The organism is Rhodococcus sp. KBS0724 (assembly GCF_005938745.2).
Taxonomy (GTDB): domain Bacteria; phylum Actinomycetota; class Actinomycetes; order Mycobacteriales; family Mycobacteriaceae; genus Rhodococcus_F.
This window is the reverse complement of record NZ_VCBX02000001.1, coordinates 5791530-5808139: the sequence shown is the minus strand read 5'-3', so window position 1 is coordinate 5808139 and position 16610 is coordinate 5791530. Positions and strand designations below refer to the sequence as shown.

At 62.2% G+C, this 16610-nt stretch carries 16 protein-coding genes; 12 read left to right on the top strand and 4 right to left on the bottom strand.

Annotated elements, in window-relative coordinates:
* Window positions 1-51: 51 nt before the first annotated feature.
* Genes FFI94_RS26655 through FFI94_RS26645 form a run of 3 tightly spaced genes read right to left on the bottom strand, consistent with a single transcriptional unit; the run spans window position 52 to window position 2308 of the window.
* Window positions 52-840, bottom strand: coding sequence for an SDR family oxidoreductase (locus FFI94_RS26655; protein WP_138870457.1), 789 nt, complete (start codon window positions 838-840; stop codon window positions 52-54).
* A gap of 30 nt (window positions 841-870) precedes the next feature.
* A complete protein-coding gene (locus FFI94_RS26650) occupies window positions 871-1167 on the bottom strand; it encodes a hypothetical protein (protein WP_138870456.1) in 297 nt (98 codons plus the stop codon).
* Window positions 1145-2308, bottom strand: coding sequence for a Rieske 2Fe-2S domain-containing protein (locus FFI94_RS26645; protein ID WP_138870455.1), 1164 nt, complete (start codon window positions 2306-2308; stop codon window positions 1145-1147). The genes FFI94_RS26650 and FFI94_RS26645 overlap by 23 nt, the downstream gene beginning before the upstream one ends.
* Window positions 2309-2547: 239 nt before the next feature.
* Between FFI94_RS26645 and hsaA the strand changes: the two genes are divergently transcribed.
* From hsaA to FFI94_RS26615, 6 genes are all read left to right on the top strand, one after another.
* Window positions 2548-3714 (top strand): 3-hydroxy-9,10-secoandrosta-1,3,5(10)-triene-9,17-dione monooxygenase oxygenase subunit, encoded by a 1167-nt coding sequence (gene hsaA / locus FFI94_RS26640; protein WP_138870454.1) that lies wholly within the window; start codon window positions 2548-2550, stop codon window positions 3712-3714.
* A 45-nt stretch (window positions 3715-3759) separates the two neighbouring features.
* On the top strand, window positions 3760-5055 hold the full coding sequence (locus FFI94_RS26635; RefSeq protein WP_260684343.1) for a glutamine synthetase family protein: 1296 nt from the start codon (window positions 3760-3762) through the stop codon (window positions 5053-5055).
* A 56-nt stretch (window positions 5056-5111) separates the two neighbouring features.
* Window positions 5112-5474 (top strand): helix-turn-helix transcriptional regulator, encoded by a 363-nt coding sequence (locus FFI94_RS26630; protein ID WP_138870453.1) that lies wholly within the window; start codon window positions 5112-5114, stop codon window positions 5472-5474.
* The gene (locus FFI94_RS26625; RefSeq protein WP_138870452.1) at window positions 5471-5920 is read left to right on the top strand and encodes an SRPBCC domain-containing protein; all 450 of its coding nucleotides are present in this window, start codon (window positions 5471-5473) and stop codon (window positions 5918-5920) included. The genes FFI94_RS26630 and FFI94_RS26625 overlap by 4 nt, the downstream gene beginning before the upstream one ends.
* Before the next feature lie 91 nt (window positions 5921-6011).
* Window positions 6012-6884, top strand: a complete 873-nt coding sequence (locus FFI94_RS26620; RefSeq protein WP_138870451.1) for an SMP-30/gluconolactonase/LRE family protein — start codon at window positions 6012-6014, stop codon at window positions 6882-6884.
* A gap of 10 nt (window positions 6885-6894) precedes the next feature.
* The gene (locus tag FFI94_RS26615; RefSeq protein WP_138870450.1) at window positions 6895-7899 is read left to right on the top strand and encodes a TIGR03617 family F420-dependent LLM class oxidoreductase; all 1005 of its coding nucleotides are present in this window, start codon (window positions 6895-6897) and stop codon (window positions 7897-7899) included.
* A gap of 79 nt (window positions 7900-7978) precedes the next feature.
* Here FFI94_RS26615 and FFI94_RS26610 read toward each other — a convergent pair whose 3' ends face one another.
* Window positions 7979-9511: an FAD-dependent oxidoreductase gene (locus FFI94_RS26610; protein WP_185993327.1), complete on the bottom strand. Its 1533-nt coding sequence runs from the start codon at window positions 9509-9511 to the stop codon at window positions 7979-7981.
* 171 nt (window positions 9512-9682) lie between these two features.
* On the opposite strand from FFI94_RS26610, the gene FFI94_RS26605 reads away from it, so the two are divergent.
* The 6 genes from FFI94_RS26605 to FFI94_RS26580 all read left to right on the top strand — a co-directional run bounded on the left by FFI94_RS26605 (window position 9683) and on the right by FFI94_RS26580 (window position 16582).
* Window positions 9683-10294 (top strand): TetR family transcriptional regulator, encoded by a 612-nt coding sequence (locus FFI94_RS26605; RefSeq protein WP_138870448.1) that lies wholly within the window; start codon window positions 9683-9685, stop codon window positions 10292-10294.
* 180 nt (window positions 10295-10474) lie between these two features.
* The gene (locus FFI94_RS26600) at window positions 10475-11638 is read left to right on the top strand and encodes a steroid 3-ketoacyl-CoA thiolase (RefSeq protein ID WP_138873436.1); all 1164 of its coding nucleotides are present in this window, start codon (window positions 10475-10477) and stop codon (window positions 11636-11638) included.
* A 34-nt stretch (window positions 11639-11672) separates the two neighbouring features.
* Window positions 11673-13853, top strand: a complete 2181-nt coding sequence (locus tag FFI94_RS26595; protein ID WP_138870447.1) for an acyl-CoA dehydrogenase — start codon at window positions 11673-11675, stop codon at window positions 13851-13853.
* Between the two features lie 7 nt (window positions 13854-13860).
* On the top strand, window positions 13861-15063 hold the full coding sequence (locus tag FFI94_RS26590) for a lipid-transfer protein (RefSeq protein ID WP_138870446.1): 1203 nt from the start codon (window positions 13861-13863) through the stop codon (window positions 15061-15063).
* Window positions 15063-15932, top strand: coding sequence for a MaoC/PaaZ C-terminal domain-containing protein (locus FFI94_RS26585; protein ID WP_138870445.1), 870 nt, complete (start codon window positions 15063-15065; stop codon window positions 15930-15932). The genes FFI94_RS26590 and FFI94_RS26585 overlap by 1 nt, the downstream gene beginning before the upstream one ends.
* Complete coding sequence (locus tag FFI94_RS26580) at window positions 15932-16582, top strand: PaaI family thioesterase (RefSeq protein WP_138870444.1); 651 nt, start codon at window positions 15932-15934, stop codon at window positions 16580-16582. Before FFI94_RS26585 ends, FFI94_RS26580 begins: the two co-directional genes overlap by 1 nt.
* Window positions 16583-16610: the final 28 nt, after the last annotated feature.

Genomic DNA, 16610 nt, shown 5'->3' with positions numbered 1-16610 from the left:
CTGTGCGCCTTTCTCGGGCGGCGGGGGGTTAACAAAGGCGCACAGCACCTGTCAGCGGTTGAGCAGCTTACGCATCGCTTCGGCAGCGCCCTTGACCATCTTGTCGCGGGGGAAGCCGCTGCGCTTCTGAGCGCCCTCGTAGTTTCCGGCGGCAACCCAGATCGGGCCGTCGGCGAGGTGCTCGAGTCCTTCGCGTGCAACATCTTCGGGCTCCGCGACGTTCATGCCGGGGATGTCGAAGTTGAGGCCGGCGCGAATCATCGCCGGTGTGCGTGTGACACCGAGAATGAACTCGACGACGTGAACGCCGTACGGCTGAAGCTCGAGCCACAAGCTCTCGGCGAAGATGCGTCCGAATGCCTTGGATGCCGCGTAGATGCTCTGGTGCTCGGAGCCCATGAATCCGGCCAACGAACCGAGCAGCATGATGCCGCCGCGTCCGCGATCCTTCATCAAACCGCCGAAGTGGTGCGAGAGTTCGAGCTGTTTGTTGATGTTCAGCTCGATGACTCCGGCAAAACCTTTCAGATCACCGGTGACGAACTCGTGGCCGTAGCTGTTGGCGCCGGCGTTGAAGATGAGCAAGCCCACTTCGAGGTCGTCGGTGACGGCCTTGATCTGATCGAGCGCGTCGGGAACAAGCAGATCCAGTGCGAGAGTGCGTACTTCGACGCCGTTGGCGCGTGCCTTGGCTGCGGTTTCCTCGAGCGGACCCGGCTTGCGGGCAATGAGCACCAGGTTGATGCCGATCTTGCTGAGCTCGTCGGCGAACCCTGAGCCGACACCTTCGGAACCGCCGGCGATCACTGCCCACGGGCCGTAGTACTGAGGATCGATCATTACTACCTTCTTCGAAAGATGTTGGCTTGACTAGTGAAACGGCGCCGGTACCGGCTCGCTGTCGTCGACGATCGGCTTGGGTACCGGCTCGTCGTTGAGGATCTCGATCTTGCCGGCCGTTGCAGCGTTCACGATGGACGCGATCAAGGCGCCGCACTCTTTGCGAGGAGCGCCGGGGCGCCCCTCGCGTCGGCCGAATTCACGGTCGTCGGCAATTTCGAGGCACTTCGCGCGGGCCTCGTCGGTCCACTGAACGGTGGTGTGTTCCCAACTGTTCTTCTGGACCAGGACCTGCGCCTTGCACTCAGCGCACTGAAGAGGCTGCATCTTCTTCTGCCTTCTTCGCAGCGAGGTTGTCTTCGACTTCCTTCTGCCAAGCAGCGACGGGGCGCGCGGTATCGAGTTCGAATTCGAAGCGCTCGGTCATCTCGGGAGCGATGTCCGCGACGTCGACGTAGAACTGCTCGTACCAGCGGCGGAGCTGGTAGACCGGGCCGTCCTCTTCGCACAGGAGCGGGTTCTCGATGCGAGTCTTGTTCTTCCAGATCTCGACGTCCTGCTCGAAGCCCTTGGCGATGAACGTGCCGAAGTTCGCGGCCATCGCGTCGGCAGCTTCACCCTGGAAACGATCCGACTTCTTGACGATGATGCCGTACTGGAGCACGAACTTGTCTGCGCTGACCGGGTAGTGGCAGTTGATGAGCACGGAGTCGACGTTGTAGTCCTCGTACTCGTAGGTCAGGTCGTCGACCATGAAGGAAGGACCGAAGTACGTGGCGACGGAGTTGCTGCCCACCATCTTCGGGGTGCCTGCTGCGTGCGGACGCATGTCCGAGCGAGCGACGCCGCGCATGTACTGCGTCGCGGCGTGGCCTTCGAAGACGTTCTTGAAGTACGTCGGGAAGGAGTAGTGCACGTAGAAGAAGTGCGCCATGTCGACGATGTTGTCGACGATTTCGCGGCAGTTGGTGTCCACGGTGGTGGTGTACCAGACCCAGTCGCTCCACTCGTCGCTGAGTGCGCCTTCGATGCGGGGGATGGCTACGTCGTCCGTCGGCGGGTTGCCCTCGGGGTCGTGCCAGACGAAGAGCATGCCGTCCTGGTCGAGGGTATGCCAGGAGCGCGTCTTGGCGAGCGGGGGAACGCGACGTGCGTACGGGATCTTCTGGCACTTGCCGTTGCCGCCCCAACGCCAATCGTGGAACGGACAGGCAATGGCGTCGCCCTTGATGGTGCCCTGGCTCAGGTCGCCACCCATGTGACGGCAGTATGCGTCGAGGATCTTGACGTTGCCTTCACTGTCGGCGAAGACGACGAGCTTGGTGCCGAACGCCTCGATGGAGTGCGGTTCGCCGTCCTTGAAGGACTCCGTGAGTCCAATGCAGTGCCATCCACGTGCAAAGCGAGTAGGCGCGGTTCCAGCTTGGATCTCGCGAACCTCTTCGTTATCGGACTGATTGATCGTCACGATGAGTCCCGTCCTTTCCAGGGTCAGTGTCGAAATACGACGCTAAGGGAGCTGTGAAGGACACCCCGCGGATCGTCTCACTGGGCGGGACCGGTGTGTGACTGACTCGAAGACGGCATCCGTCCCGGCCTTCGGGATGTCCGGTCACCGGAACGACGGAAGACGATATCGTGACGGGGCAGCCGCTATGTCTATTTGCCGATCCGGTTTCCGTTGGTCGGTGCAAGGAGTGTCTTCCCATGGTCAACAAGGTTCTGAGCGCCGTTCGCGATCTGCTTCCCAAGATTGCCGAACGAGCTCAGAAGGTGGATGACTCCAGGAAGATACCGGATCGAACCATCCGGGAACTTTCCGATGCAGGTGTGTTCGCGATGTTGCAGCCGAAGCGTTACGGCGGCGCCGAGAGCGACCCTGTCCAGTTCTACGAAGTGATTCGCGCGATCTCCGCCGCGTGTGGCTCGACGGGGTGGGTCGCGTCGGTGGTGGGCGTGCACCCGTGGCATCTGGCTTTGTTCGACGATCAGGCGCAGGCGGATGTCTGGGGCGAGGATCAGACGACGCTCGTCTCCTCCGCTTACGCGCCGGTCGGGCGGTTGACGGCAGTGGAGGGTGGCTACGAACTGTCCGGCAACTGGGGCTTTTCCTCGGGGTGCGAGCATGCAACGTGGGCTTTGCTAGGCGCGATGGTCGTGGGGATGGACGGGCGCCCGGTCGACTTCATGACCGTGTTGGTGCCGCGCACGGATTACGAGATCCGTGACGTCTGGGACGTCGTGGGCATGCGCGGAACGGCGAGCAACGAGATCATCGTCAAAAAGGCATTTGTCCCGGAGCACCGGTTGAAGCGCAACTACGAGACGGCTCAGTTGCAGGGGCCCGGCCAGGCGGTCAACACTGGTCCGCTGTACAAATTGCCGTTCGGAAGCATCTTCACGTCGACAGTGGCAGCACCGTGCGTCGGTATCGTCGCCGGTTGTTACGAGGGTTATCTCGAGGTCATGCGCGAGCGCGTTCGGCTCAGTCTTGGTGGTGGACGGTTCAGCGAGGACCAGTTCGCTCAGGTGGCCGTGGCGCGGGCGTCCTCGGAGATCGATGCGGCGATTCTGCAGATGGATCGAAACATACGAGAGATGTACGAACTCGCGGTGGCCGGTAAGGAACTGCCACTCTCGATGCGACTGCGTGCGCGGCGTGACCAGGTACGGGCTACCGAGCGTTCGGTGGAAGCTATCGACATGCTGTTCAAGACGGCAGGTGGAAACTCGCTGTCGCGGGGCAATCCGATCGAGCGGGCGTGGCGGGACGTTCACGCGGGCAGCGTGCACGTGGCAAACGAACCGGAGCGGGCGCTGGCGCTGTACGGGCGGGCAGCGTTCGGTTTGCCGGTCGAAGACAATTTGATCTGACTGCCGCGGGTTCACAACGTCCGGTTGCGGGGTAACCTCCGCCCTGTGAGGCGCACCTCCGAACTGATCGTCGGGTCGATTGTCGACCTGGCCGGTGTTTCGCGAGCGAAAGTGGTGCCCGCGAACAGAGTTGATGTTTTTGTCGCCAGCGGGATGGGTGCATCGCCCAGCTGGAGTGTGTTCTGTGCCGACGACGCCCTCGCCTTCACTGAAGAGCTTTCCGCGGTGGGTGATCTTCGGCTGAGGATCGCGGAATCGGACCTGCGTGCAGTCGGTGACGATGTGTCGTGGGCGCCCGCGACACTGCACGAGTTGGACGGATCGGTATCGGCGGTGTGCAGTCGAACGGCGCTACGACGCGCAGTCACGACGCTTGCGCATGACAATCTCGAAGCCCGGGTGGGCCACGAAATCGAGTTCACACTCTTCGGCGGGAATGTGGCCGAACAATGGTCTGCCTACGGGCTCGGAGCAGCGCTTGCGCAGGAGCAGTTTGTCAGGGATCTGTTGGTGAATGCCGAACGCGCCCAACTGAATATCGAGCAATTTCACGCGGAGTACGGTCCCGGACAGTTCGAGATCTCCCTTGCACCCGACTCGCCGCTCGAAGCAGCCGACAACCTGATCGTGGCCCGAATTCTGATCTGCCGCACTGCCCGATCGCACGGAATGGCTGCGTCGTTTTCTCCGATGCCTGTCGTGGGCGGTTCGGGAAACGGCGCACATCAGCATATTTCGTTGACTCGGTCCGGTGAGCCGATCTTGTCCGGCGGGAGACGGGATCACGGGATGTCGGAAGCGGGCGCATCTGCGGTGGGTGGTCTACTGGCTCACCTGGCGGACTTGGGGGCGGTGCTGGCGTCGTCGCCGTTGTCCGGGCTGCGGTTGCAGCCAGATACCTGGTCTGGTGCCTTCATCTGTTGGGGCCACGAAAACCGAGAGGCCGCAGTCCGATTCTGCGCCGAATCCATCGGAAATCCGCACGGCGCCAACGTCGAAGTGAAGGTGATGGATTCCTCCGCAAATCCGTATCTCGCTACCGCAGTCATTCTTGGTGCCATGCACGCAGGGATTGCCGGCGCTCTATCGCTGCCGCCGGAGGTGAGTGTCAATCCGTCCGGTCTGAGCGAGGTGGAGCGAGCGGCCTGTTCGGTCACACGCATGCCGACCGAGATGGGGGAGATGCTGCAACGACTGCGTCGTTCGACTGTTGCGCAGAGCGTCATCGGGGGTGCGATCATCGATGCAGTGGTCGCAGTGAAAGAACTCGAACATTCTCGGTACTCGGAGTTGGACGCGTCGGTGCTCGTCGAGCGATTGCGCTACGCCTGGAGTGCTTGACGGGGTGTGCCGGACGTTCTAAATTTAAGTTGTTCCTTAATTAAGGAGTTGCTTAAATGACTAGCGAGCTGGACGCGGTGTTCGGGGCATTGGCAGATCCCACCCGGCGTGCAATGTTGTCACGCTTGACCAGCGGTTCTATGACGGTGGGGGAGTTGGCCGAGCCATTCGAGATGAGTCGGCCGGCGATATCGCAGCATCTGAAGGTCCTCGAGAAGGCCGGGTTGATCGAACGGACAGCCACTGCGCAATGGCGCACCTGCACGCTTCGCGCCGAAGGTCTGAACGATGCTGCCGTGTGGGTCGATAAACACCGTCGCGGCTGGAACGAGCGGTTCGATCTTCTCGACGAGCGGCTCCGTGAACTGAAAAATCGTGAACTGAAAACGCATGAAAACGAAGAAGGAGAAGGGCAATGAGTGAGCACAATGTCGATCAGACCGCAGAATTCACCATCATCCGAATCTTCGACGCACCGCGTGAACAGCTTTGGCGCGCCTGGACAGACCCGGACGAGGCGGCCCGCTGGTGGCATCCGCGTGGTGTGAGTAGCCCTCGCGAGCACGTAGCCATCGACCCACGCGTCGGTGGAACATACAGCTACTTGATGATCAACGACGATGACGGTGCCGAATATCCCACCGGTGGAACGTATCTAGAAGTCGAGAAGCCGGAGAGGCTGGTCTTCACCTGGGGTAACCCGGAGGACTCTGTCGAGAGTGCGCCCCGCATCACGGTCACGTTGGTGGAGCGGGGGAACAAGACGGAAATGACCTTCCATCTTGTTGGTATCCCCGGGTTCAAGGGTGATGGCAACGTGTACGACGGCTGGAACGAGGCCTTCGATATTTTCGAGGAGCGATGACTCAATAGTCGTAAATCAGGCCCTACGTCCGTGCACCGGTGATTGAATGTCGGAAAGGTCGTACTTCACCGGTGTAAGGGAGTCGAACGCCATGGCGCGTACCGTGACCGTAGTACTCGACGGCTACACCTATTTCGAATGCCCACGTTGGCACGACAATCGCATCTGGGTATCGGATTTCTATAGCCATCAGGTGGTTTCGGCTCGCGAAGACGGAACGGATGTTCGTGTCGAGGCCGAAGTTCCCGGTCAGCCGTCTGGTCTCGGTTGGTTACCGGACGGCAGGTTGCTGGTGGTGTCGATGCGCGATCACAAGGTCCTTCGTCGTGAACCGGACGGGCAACTTGTCGTTCATGCTGATCTGGCGAAGTATGTGAGCGGAAACGTCAACGACATGCTCGTCGACGCTCAAGGGCGTGCGTATGTCGGCAACTTCGGGTTCGATCTGATGAATCTTGCGGCGGTCGAGACTGCGGATCTGCTGCGGGTCGACCCGGACGGCAGTGTGCATGTTGTTGCGCGGGATCTGCATTTTCCCAACGGCATGGCACTGACTTCCGGCGGGGAGCTGCTGGTGGACGAGACCCTCGGTAATCGCATCAGCGTCTTCTCCGTCGCGGACGACGGTTCCCTGGGTGAGCGCCGTGATTGGGCGACGTTCGGGGTCGTGCCGGATGGTTCGACGATGGAGTCCACCATTTCCCAGATGGTGATTGCGCCCGACGGGTGTTGTATCGATGCCGATGATTCGATGTGGGTGGCCGACGCGATCGGTAGCCGGATACTTCATGTTGCGCAGGGCTCTGGCGTGATCGACGAGATTCCGTTCGACACCGGGGTGTTTGCCTGCGGCTTGGGCGGAGCCGACGGACGAACACTATTTGTCTGTGCGGCACCGGATTTCAACGAGCATGCACGTAAGGTGGCAACGGAGGGCAAGTTGCTGTCTATACGTTTGGAGTAGTTGGATTCTGATGGAATTAGTGACGTCGCTACCCGCTGACACTCCGCTGCGGCAAGTAGCGGAACGTGTACGGCGTATCGAGGAACTCGGTTTCGACACCGTGCATGTCTCGGAGACTGTTCGAGATCCATTCGGTGTTGCGGCGCTGGCCGTTGAGCACAGTTCCACGCTCACCGTGCGGACGTCCATGGTGGTGGCATTTGCGCGAAGTCCGATGCTCACCGCATTGGCGGCCTGGGATCTTGCGGACTTCTCCGGCGGTCGATTCCAGTTGGGGCTGGCAACTCAGGTGCGCGGAAATATTGTCGGACGCTATTCGATGCCGTGGACGGATCCTGTTGCACAACTGCGCGATTACGTCGGTGCAGTGCGGGCGATATTCGAGGTTTTCCGATCCGGCGATGCTCTCGACTACGCGGGCACGCACTACACATTCAACCGGTTGCAGCCGTATTTCAATCCGGGGCCGATCGACGTGCCGGCGCCCGAGATCTGGACAGGCGGCGTAAACACGCGGATGTGCGCACTTGCCGGCGAAGTTGCCGACGGTTTTGTTGCACATCCCACGAGCTCGCATCCGAAGGTGCTCGCGGAGAGGATAATTCCGGCGCTCGAGTCTGGCGGTAGAAAACCTCGGATTGTCGCGGTTCCGAAGGTGATCACGGGGCGCGGCGCCACCGCAGTCGCTGCGGCCCGTGAGCCGGTACGCAAAGAGCTTGCATTCCTCTACTCCACACCGGCCTATCGAGTTGCGTTGGACGTACTGGGATTTTCGGAGGTCGGTGAGAAGCTGACTTCCATGGCGCGATCGGGCGATTGGGCTGATCTGGCTGCGGTCCTCACGGACGACGTACTCGATGATCTTGTCCTTCAATGCACCTATGCGGAACTGCCCGCGTTACTGAGAGCGAAGTACGGGGATCTGTGTGACGGACTTGCCCTGGCGGTTCCCGCGGATCCCGCTGACGACGAGGATTTCCGGAGGATGTGCCTGGAACTTCGATCTTCGGAGTAGCAATCCTCGGATTGGAAGATGATGCCGCGCAGTGGGGCAGGCAAGATTAAGTCGCCTGCCCCACTTGCCGGTCAGTTACTTACTTCGCCATGTCCTGAGCTGCTCGGTAGGAGAAGACCATCGCTGTGCCCAGCGGAACGCCGGGGCCGGGGTAGAAGCGGCCGCTGAGGGAGGCGCTCGTGTTTCCTGCGGCGTAGAGGCCGTCGATCACGGTACCGTCGCCGCGTAGAACATGGCCGTCGATATCGGTGACCAAACCGCCCTTGGTGCCGAGGTCACTGAGAACGATGCGCGCCGCGTAGAACGGACCCGTCTCGATTGCGGTGAGCGCTGCATTGGCGCCGCCGTTGGGTGGGCAGAAGAACGCATCGTAGGGATCTTCGCCGCGGTGGAACTGCTCGTCGACACCCAATTTTGCTGCGTCGTTGAACTTTTCGACCGTGCTGCGCAGTGCGTCGGCCGGGATTCCGGTCTTTTCTGCGAGCTCTTCGAGAGTGTCCGCAGCTACCCAGGTTCCAGCTTCGAGGTGCTTGGCGGGAGGGGTGTTGGGGATGCTGATCGCGGGCAATCCGCCGCGTTCACGGGAATCGAAGATCATGAACGACGGTACGGCAGAACCGTTGTCGTTGTGTGCGTCCATGGCGCGGCCGAACTGGTCGTACGGCAGCGACTCGTTGAGGTAGCGCTCGCCGGCATTGTCGACGACGAGGCCGCCACGAACACCGACCATGAATGCGGCGCTGCCGTCTGGCTGCTCGACGCCGGGGCAGAACCAGGCCTGATCCAGCAGTGCTGTTGCGCCGCCGACGGCAACACCGGCACTGATCGCGTCGCCGGTATTCGCGCCGAACGGTCCCATGCTCCAGATGGCTTTGCCGGGGGTACCGGCCTGCTCGCGGAGCGCGTCGTTGCCTTCGATGCCGCCGGCTGCCATGAGCACGCCGCGGGTTGCCTTGATGCGCTGGGTTTCGCCGCCTGATTCGACCTCGGCGCCGACCACCCGACCGTCTTCGACGATCAGAGACGTGAGAGTGGTTTCGGTCCGGAGGTCGGCGTTGCCGGTGCTCTGGACGGCTGCCAGCAGACGGCCGATCAGTGCGCGTCCGCCGATCATCTTGCCCGGCATGTGGCCCTGGCCGGTGCGGTCCTGATCGAGCTCGGGTCGAACCAGTTCTGCGAGGTCACCGATGTCGGCCGGATCGAGGTCGAGAGGGTTGATGGAGCGTCCCGTGTCCATCCGGCCTTCGGCCTTGTAGTAGTCGGGGAAAGCCCGGAACTCGAATTCGATGTTCGGGTTCTTCTCCAACAGTGCGACGACGGCGGGAGCCGTGTCGACGTACGCGTCCTGGCGATCGGACTCGGAGTCACCGAGCAGCGAGCGCAGGTAGGTGCGCGCATTTTCGGTGGAATCGGGCAGGCCGGCGCGTTCCTGGACCTGAGTTCCCGGCAGCCAGATGGAAGCTCCGGAGTACGACGACGTTCCGCCGAAGCGGTTGGTCTTTTCGATCACGACGGTGCTCAATCCGGCAGCTGCGGCGGTATAAGCGCCGGTCAGTGCCCCGCCGCCGGAACCGACAACCAGTACGTCGCATTCCGTGGTCCAGTCCTGCATCATTGCGTCCTAACTCGAAGAGGGTGGGGCCTATACGCAATACCCAGTGGCGTGCGTTGGCTACGTCAGGTCCCACTGAGCGGGCAATACGCCGGTGAGGCGGCATGGGGTGCGAGAATTGACTAGGTCGTGCGCGGCCGTTACACACTCACAAGATGATTAGGGGCGACGGTGCCGAGAATTGCCGAGGTCAGGGACGCGGCCGAGCCCAGTTCGGACGAGCAGCGGGCACGCCATGTTCGGATGCTGCAAGCGGCAGAGGAACTGGCAACCGAGAAGGAGCTTGCTCGCGTCCAGATGCACGAGGTCGCGAAGCGCGCCGGAGTCGCCATCGGAACGCTGTATCGCTACTTTCCGTCGAAGACGCACCTGTTTGTCGCGGTGATGGTCGAGCAGATCGATCAGATCGGCGACACTTTCACCAAGCATCAGGTGCAGTCGGCAAATCCCCAGGACGCGGTCTACGAAGTGTTGGTGCGCGCCACTCGCGGGTTACTGCGTCGGCCGGCCCTCTCGACAGCGATGCTGCAATCGACCAGCACCGCCAACGTCGCAACAGTTCCCGATGCAGGCAAGATCGATCGCGGATTCCGTCAGATCGTCCTCGATGCCGCGGGCATCGTGAATCCCACCGAAGACGACAACACTGCGTTGCGTCTGTTGATGCAGTTGTGGTTCGGCGTCATTCAGTCGTGCCTCAACGGTCGGATCTCGATTCCCGATGCGGAGTACGACATCCGTAAGGGCTGCGACTTGCTTCTGGTTAATCTTTCCCGGCACTGACAGGCTTCATCCGAAGTGGATGAGCTTGTCATATCCTGAAAATTGAAATCAATTCTAATTTGGTGAGAGCGCTGAACTTGCACCGCAACGTTGCTCGGCGTACATAAATAGAATACATTGCAGAAAAGTGAATAGGTGAGCCAGCTCACCGACCGAAATCTCCACGGAGGAGCAAGCATCATGGGCCATGCAGTCATCGTCGAAGCCGCACGCACACCGATCGGCCGTCGCCGCGGCGCCCTGGCGGGACTGCACCCCGCCGAGATTCTGGGAGCAGCGCAGCGCGGTGTCCTCGAACGGGCAGGCGTTGCACCGGAAGACATCGGACAGATCATCGGCGGTTGTGTCACGCAGGCGGGCGAACAGTCCAACAACGTCACGCGTCAGGCGTGGCTGCACGCCGGTCTTCCGTACGGTACGGCTGCCACCACCATCGACTGCGCGTGCGGATCTGCTCAGCAGGCAGTGCATTTGATCTCCGGCCTCATTTCCTCCGGTCAGATCTCGGCCGGTATCGGCTGCGGCGTCGAGGCCATGAGCCGTGTGTTCCTCGGCCAGGCAAATGCGCCCGGAACCGGAAACCCGTACCCGGACGACTGGACCATCGACATGGGTGACCAGTTCACGTCCGCGCAGCGCATTGCCGAGAAGCGTGGCATCACGCGCGCCGACGTCGACGCCTTCGGTCTCGAGTCGCAGCGCCGCGCAGCTCAGGCGTGGGCAGAAGGCCGCTTCGACCGCGAAATCATTCCCGTCAAGGCTCCCGTCATCACCAAGGAAGGCGTGCCGACCGGCGAGATCGCCACCGTGACGCGTGACGGTGGACTGCGTGAGACGACGGCGGAAGCGCTCGCCGGACTCAAGCCCGTCATCGAGGGCCACATCCACACGGCCGGCAACTCGTCGCAGATCAGCGACGGTGCCGCTGCGGTGCTGCTGATGAGCGAAGAGCGTGCACACGAATTGGGTCTCAAACCCCGCGCGCGGATCATTGCATCCGGCATGGTCGGATCCGATCCCTACTACCACCTCGACGGACCCATCGAGTCCACCCAGCTGGTACTCGACAAGGCCGGAATGACGTTGGCCGACATCGATCTGGTCGAAATCAACGAGGCATTCGCTTCTGTCGTACTCTCCTGGGCCCAGGTTCACGGCGCAGACCTGTCCAAGGTCAACATCAACGGCGGCGCGATCGCACTCGGACACCCTGTCGGTTCCACCGGCGCCCGCCTGATCACCACGGCGCTGCACGAGCTCGAGCGTTCCGACAAGTCGACGGCACTGATCACGATGTGCGCCGGTGGCGCTCTCTCGACCGGCACCATCATCGAACGCATCTGATCCGTACTCACACTTTCGAATTGACGAGGTAGACATGACTATTGGATTGAGTGAAGAAGATCGCGACCTCCGCGATTCCGTACGGGGCTGGGCTGCGCGCCACGCAACGCCGGCCGTCATCCGCGAAGCTGTCGAGGCCAAGGTCGAGACGCGCCCGCAGCTCTGGGACGGACTCGCCGAGCAGGGACTTCTCGGACTGCACGTCGCTGAGGAATTCGGCGGCGCTGGATACGGATTGGTCGAACTCGCGATCGTTGTCGAGGAACTGGGACGCTCCATGGTTCCCGGCCCGTTCCTGCCGACTGTTCTGGTCAGCGCAGTGCTCAGCGACGCCCGACTTAACGCTCCACTTGCCGGCCTTGTCGACGGCAGCACACTCGGAGCTGTTGCGTTGCAGCCCGGTTCGCTGAAGGTTACTCGTGACGGTGACACTGCCACTCTCAGTGGCACGTCCAGCCAGATTCTCGGCGGACATGTCGGCGACCTGTTCCTGCTTGCCACGGACAGCGGATTCGTACTGCTCGGACGTGACCGACTCGAGGTCACCGACCTGGCCAGCTACGACGTCGTGCGTCGTAACTCCGAGGTCAGCGTCGACGGACTGGTACTCACCGACGCCGAGATCCTCGACATCGACAACCAGCGTGTACTCGACATCGCCGCAACACTGTTCGCGGCAGAGGCTTCGGGGCTGGCCGACTGGGCGGTCACCACATCTGCCGACTACGCCAAGGTGCGTCAGCAGTTCGGACGCGTCATCGGCCAGTTCCAGGGCGTCAAGCACAAGGCTGCTCGCATGCTCACACTTGCCGAGCAGGCTCGCGTCTGTGCGTGGGATGCTGCCCGCGCTCTGACTCCCGCCAACGGCGTCGGTGCCGAAGAAGCCTCTCTCGCAGCAGCAGTCGCCGGAGCCACCGCTCTCGAAGCCGCGTTCTCCGTCACCCGCGACTGCATCCAGGTGCTCGGCGGTATCGGTTACACCTGGGAGCACGACGCTCACCTGTACCTTCGCCGTGCGCAGTCTTTGCGCATCCTGCTGGGTTCCACGGCGTCCTGGCGTCGTCGTGTTGCCGAGCTGACCATTGCCGGCACCCGTCGCGTGCTCAGCATCGAGTTGCCGCCTGAGGCCGAGGCGATCCGCGCCGACGTCCGCGCTGAGCTCGCTCCGGCGCTGGAGCTCGAAGGTGCCGCGCAGAAGACCTACCTTGCGGAAAAGGGCTACACCGCACCGCACTTCACCGCTCCGTGGGGTAAGTCTGCCGATGCCGTCAGTCAGCTTGTGATCGCCGAGGAACTGCGCGCGGCAAAGATCAAGCCGCACGACATGATCATCGGCAACTGGGTCATCCCGACGCTCATCGCGCACGGCAACGAAGATCAGCTTGCCAAGTTCGTCCCGCCGTCACTGCGCGGCGACATCGTCTGGTGCCAGCTGTTCTCCGAGCCGGGCGCAGGATCCGACCTCGCTGCTCTGAGCACGAAGGCAACCAAGGTCGACGGTGGCTGGAAGTTGCAGGGCCAGAAGGTGTGGACGTCGATGGCACGCGACGCGCACTGGGGAATCTGCCTCGCACGCACCGACGCCGACGCACCCAAGCATAAGGGTCTGTCCTACTTCCTCATCGACATCAAGAACAGCGGCCTCGACATTCGCCCGCTGCGCGAGATCACCGGTGAAGCACTCTTCAACGAGGTGTTCTTCGACGACGTCTTCGTTCCCGACGAGTGCCTCGTCGGCGAGCCGGGCGACGGTTGGAAGCTCGCTCGCACCACGCTGGCCAACGAGCGTGTCTCGCTGTCCAACGACTCGTCTTTGGGCTCGGGCGGCGAGGCTCTGCTGAGCCTGGTCGAGGGACTGCAAGGCGGCATCGACGACGAGCAGCTGACGGTACTCGGAAAGGTGCTGTGCGACGCGCAGTCCGGCGGTCTGCTGAGTCTGCGCACCACATTGCGCTCGCTGTCCGGTGCCCAGCCGGGGGCGGAGTCCTCCGTTGCGAAGCTCATCGGTGTCGAGCACATCCAGCAGGTGTGGGATGTGGCTATGGAGTGGGCCGGACCGAGTTCGCTTCTGGGCGACCAGCATCGGATGTCGGCGACGCAGATGTTCCTGAACTCGCAGTGCATGTCCATCGCGGGTGGTACAACCAATGTTCAGCTCAACATCATCGGTGAGCGAATCCTGGGTCTGCCCCGTGACCCCGAACCGGGAAAGTGACCTGCATATGAGCAATCGCACCTTCGTGATCGGCGTAGGTATGACCAAGTTCGAGAAGATCGAGACCCGCGACTGGGAATACCCGGACATGGTGACCGAGGCTGTCACGAACGCACTCACCGACGCCGGGATCAGCTACGACCAGATTCAACGCGCGGCAGTCGGTTACGTGTTCAATGCGTCGACCGCCGGCCAGCGTGCTCTGTACGAAACGGGTCTGTCCGGTATCCCGATCTTCAATGTCAACAACAACTGCGCCACCGGTTCGACGGCGCTGATGATGGCACGCGAGTGGGTCCAGGCCGGCCAGGCCGACTGCGCCTTGGCCGTGGGCTTCGAGAAGATGACCAAGACGGCGCTGACCGGAAACGGTGAGATGCCCAAGGTCACCACCTTGGACTCGCAGCTGAAGATCATGGTCGAGGACTACGGGTTCGCTCGTTCGCCGATGACCGCGCAGCTGTTCGGCAACGCTGCCGTCGAGCACATGCAGAAGTACGGCACCACGGTCGAGCAGATTGCTGCCGTCGCGGTCAAGAACCACAAGCACTCGGTCAACAACCCGTATGCGCAGTTCCGTGACGAGTACACCCTCGAACAAGTGCTCGAGGACAAGATGATTCACGCGCCGCTCACACGTTCGCAGTGCTCGCCGACCTCGGACGGCGCCGGAGCGGCAGTAGTCGTGAGTGAGAAATTCGTCCGCGAACACGGGCTAGAGGACCGCGCGATCGAGATCGTCGCGCAGGCAATGACCACCGACACCGAGGCAGCGTTTGCCGAGAAGTCGATGATCGACGTGGTCGGCGCGCCGATGACGGCGGCAGCCGCCGAGCAGGTTTTTGCCGAAGCGGGCATCACCATCGACGACGTCGACGTCATCGAACTGCACGACTGCTTTGCGATCAACGAGATCATCACCTACGAAGGTCTCGGAATGTGCGCGGCCGGTGAGGGCGGCAAGCTCGTCGAATCCGGTGCAACCACCTACGGCGGCCAGTGGGTCGTCAACCCGTCGGGCGGTCTGATCTCGAAGGGCCACCCGCTGGGTGCCACCGGGTTGGCGCAGTGTGCCGAACTGACGTGGCAGCTACGCGGTACCGCAGACGCCCGTCAGGTCGAGGGCGCTCGAATCGGATTGCAGCACAACCTCGGACTGGGCGGCGCGTGCGTCGTGACGGTCTACCGAGCCGGAACTTTGGAGAACTGATGGCTATCGACCTTGCGGTGGCATTGTCCGCCGAACCGACTGTGCGCGAAGCGTCGTGGACCGACCGCGACGTCATGCTCTACCAGCTGGGCCTGGGAGCCGGAGTGAATGCTCTGGACCCCGCCGAGCTCACCTGGGTGTACGAAAAGGGTTTGAAGGTCCTTCCGACCTTTGCCATGGTTGCGGGCCAGGGTATTTCGGCAGGGGTATTGCCGCGCGCCGCAATGAACATGCCCGGTATCGACATCGATCTGCGCAAGATCTTGCACGGTGGGCAGTCGCTGACCCTGCACGCGCCGATCCCGTCGACGGGTACCGCCCGCATCTCCACTCGCATTGCCGATGTGTGGGACAAGGGCAAGGCTGCCGTCATCGTGCTCGAAACCGCGGCCGCGGACTCCGACGGTAATCCGTTGTGGACCACGGGAATGCAGATCTGGGCCCGCGGCGAAGGCGGATTCGGTGGAAACACCGGCCCCGAAGTTGTTGCCGAAGTTCCCGATCGCGCGCCGGACGCTGTACTCACCTCCGCGACCAGCGCGTCGCAGGCGTTGCTGTACCGGCTCAGCGCAGACATGAACCCACTGCACGCCGATCCTGCCTTCGCGAAGATGGCCGGATTCGACGCACCGATCCTGCACGGCCTCGCGTCGTACGGCATCGTCTGCAAGGCCGTCGTCGACGGTGTTCTGGGCGGCGACCCGTCGCGAGTGAAGAACTACTCGGTGCGGTTTGCCGGTTCGCTGTTCCCGGGCGAATCCATCACTACATCGGTGTGGCAGGACGGCAACACCTTGACGCTGGCAGCAACCTGCCCCGAGCGCGCGAACGCACCGGTTCTCACGCACGCCACCATGGAGATCAACTGATGAATCTCGGAACACACCCCACTGCCGCAACACATCCGGGTGGCACCGTGCTGACATCGCCGCCGCAGGACGCACCTATAGACCGTGCAACCGAGGCAGCGCGCAAGCTCATCGACGCGCTACAGCGCACCGATCGGGAGAACGCAAACCTCGATCGAGTTGCCGAGGAACTCAACAGCATCGTCGCTCACCTCGAGCAGCATGCGCCCGAGGTCGAAGAGCGATTGATCGACATGTGGAACGGTGAAGGCGTCACCCGCCACGATCCGGTGACCGGTCGGGAAAATGCCATCGCACCGCCAATAGTTCTCGAGGGACTCGAAGACGGTTCCGTGCAGGGCGTTGTCACCTTGACCTTGCCGTACCAGGGCCCTCCCGGCCACGTGCACGGTGGCGTATCGGCGATGCTGCTCGATCACGTTCTCGGTGTCGCCAACGCTTGGGGTGGAACCGCCGGTATGACAGCACAATTGAGCACGCGCTATCACCGTCCGACCCCGTTGTTCGTACCGCTGACCATCAGCGGCAAGTTCATCTCCAAGGAAGGCCGCAAGGTTCACACGGTGGGTGAGATCAGGACTCCCGACGGTGAAGTGTGCGTTTCGGTCGAGGGTCTGTTCATCGACAAGACCATTCCGCGCCCCCGGTAGGGGATCTGACCGCCCCCCGGTAGGGGAT

What these genes read in the sequence shown, in the direction of transcription:
- FFI94_RS26655 (WP_138870457.1), bottom strand. Translation starts at nt 840, where the DNA reads ATGATCGATCCTCAGTACTACGGCCCGTGGGCAGTGATCGCCGGCGGT.
- FFI94_RS26650 (WP_138870456.1), bottom strand. Translation starts at nt 1,167, where the DNA reads ATGCAGCCTCTTCAGTGCGCTGAGTGCAAGGCGCAGGTCCTGGTCCAG.
- hsaA (WP_138870454.1), top strand. Translation starts at nt 2,548, where the DNA reads ATGGTCAACAAGGTTCTGAGCGCCGTTCGCGATCTGCTTCCCAAGATT.
- FFI94_RS26630 (WP_138870453.1), top strand. Translation starts at nt 5,112, where the DNA reads ATGACTAGCGAGCTGGACGCGGTGTTCGGGGCATTGGCAGATCCCACC.
- FFI94_RS26625 (WP_138870452.1), top strand. Translation starts at nt 5,471, where the DNA reads ATGAGTGAGCACAATGTCGATCAGACCGCAGAATTCACCATCATCCGA.
- FFI94_RS26620 (WP_138870451.1), top strand. Translation starts at nt 6,012, where the DNA reads ATGGCGCGTACCGTGACCGTAGTACTCGACGGCTACACCTATTTCGAA.
- FFI94_RS26615 (WP_138870450.1), top strand. Translation starts at nt 6,895, where the DNA reads ATGGAATTAGTGACGTCGCTACCCGCTGACACTCCGCTGCGGCAAGTA.
- FFI94_RS26610 (WP_185993327.1), bottom strand. Translation starts at nt 9,511, where the DNA reads ATGCAGGACTGGACCACGGAATGCGACGTACTGGTTGTCGGTTCCGGC.
- FFI94_RS26600 (WP_138873436.1), top strand. Translation starts at nt 10,475, where the DNA reads ATGGGCCATGCAGTCATCGTCGAAGCCGCACGCACACCGATCGGCCGT.
- FFI94_RS26595 (WP_138870447.1), top strand. Translation starts at nt 11,673, where the DNA reads ATGACTATTGGATTGAGTGAAGAAGATCGCGACCTCCGCGATTCCGTA.
- FFI94_RS26590 (WP_138870446.1), top strand. Translation starts at nt 13,861, where the DNA reads ATGAGCAATCGCACCTTCGTGATCGGCGTAGGTATGACCAAGTTCGAG.
- FFI94_RS26585 (WP_138870445.1), top strand. Translation starts at nt 15,063, where the DNA reads ATGGCTATCGACCTTGCGGTGGCATTGTCCGCCGAACCGACTGTGCGC.
- FFI94_RS26580 (WP_138870444.1), top strand. Translation starts at nt 15,932, where the DNA reads ATGAATCTCGGAACACACCCCACTGCCGCAACACATCCGGGTGGCACC.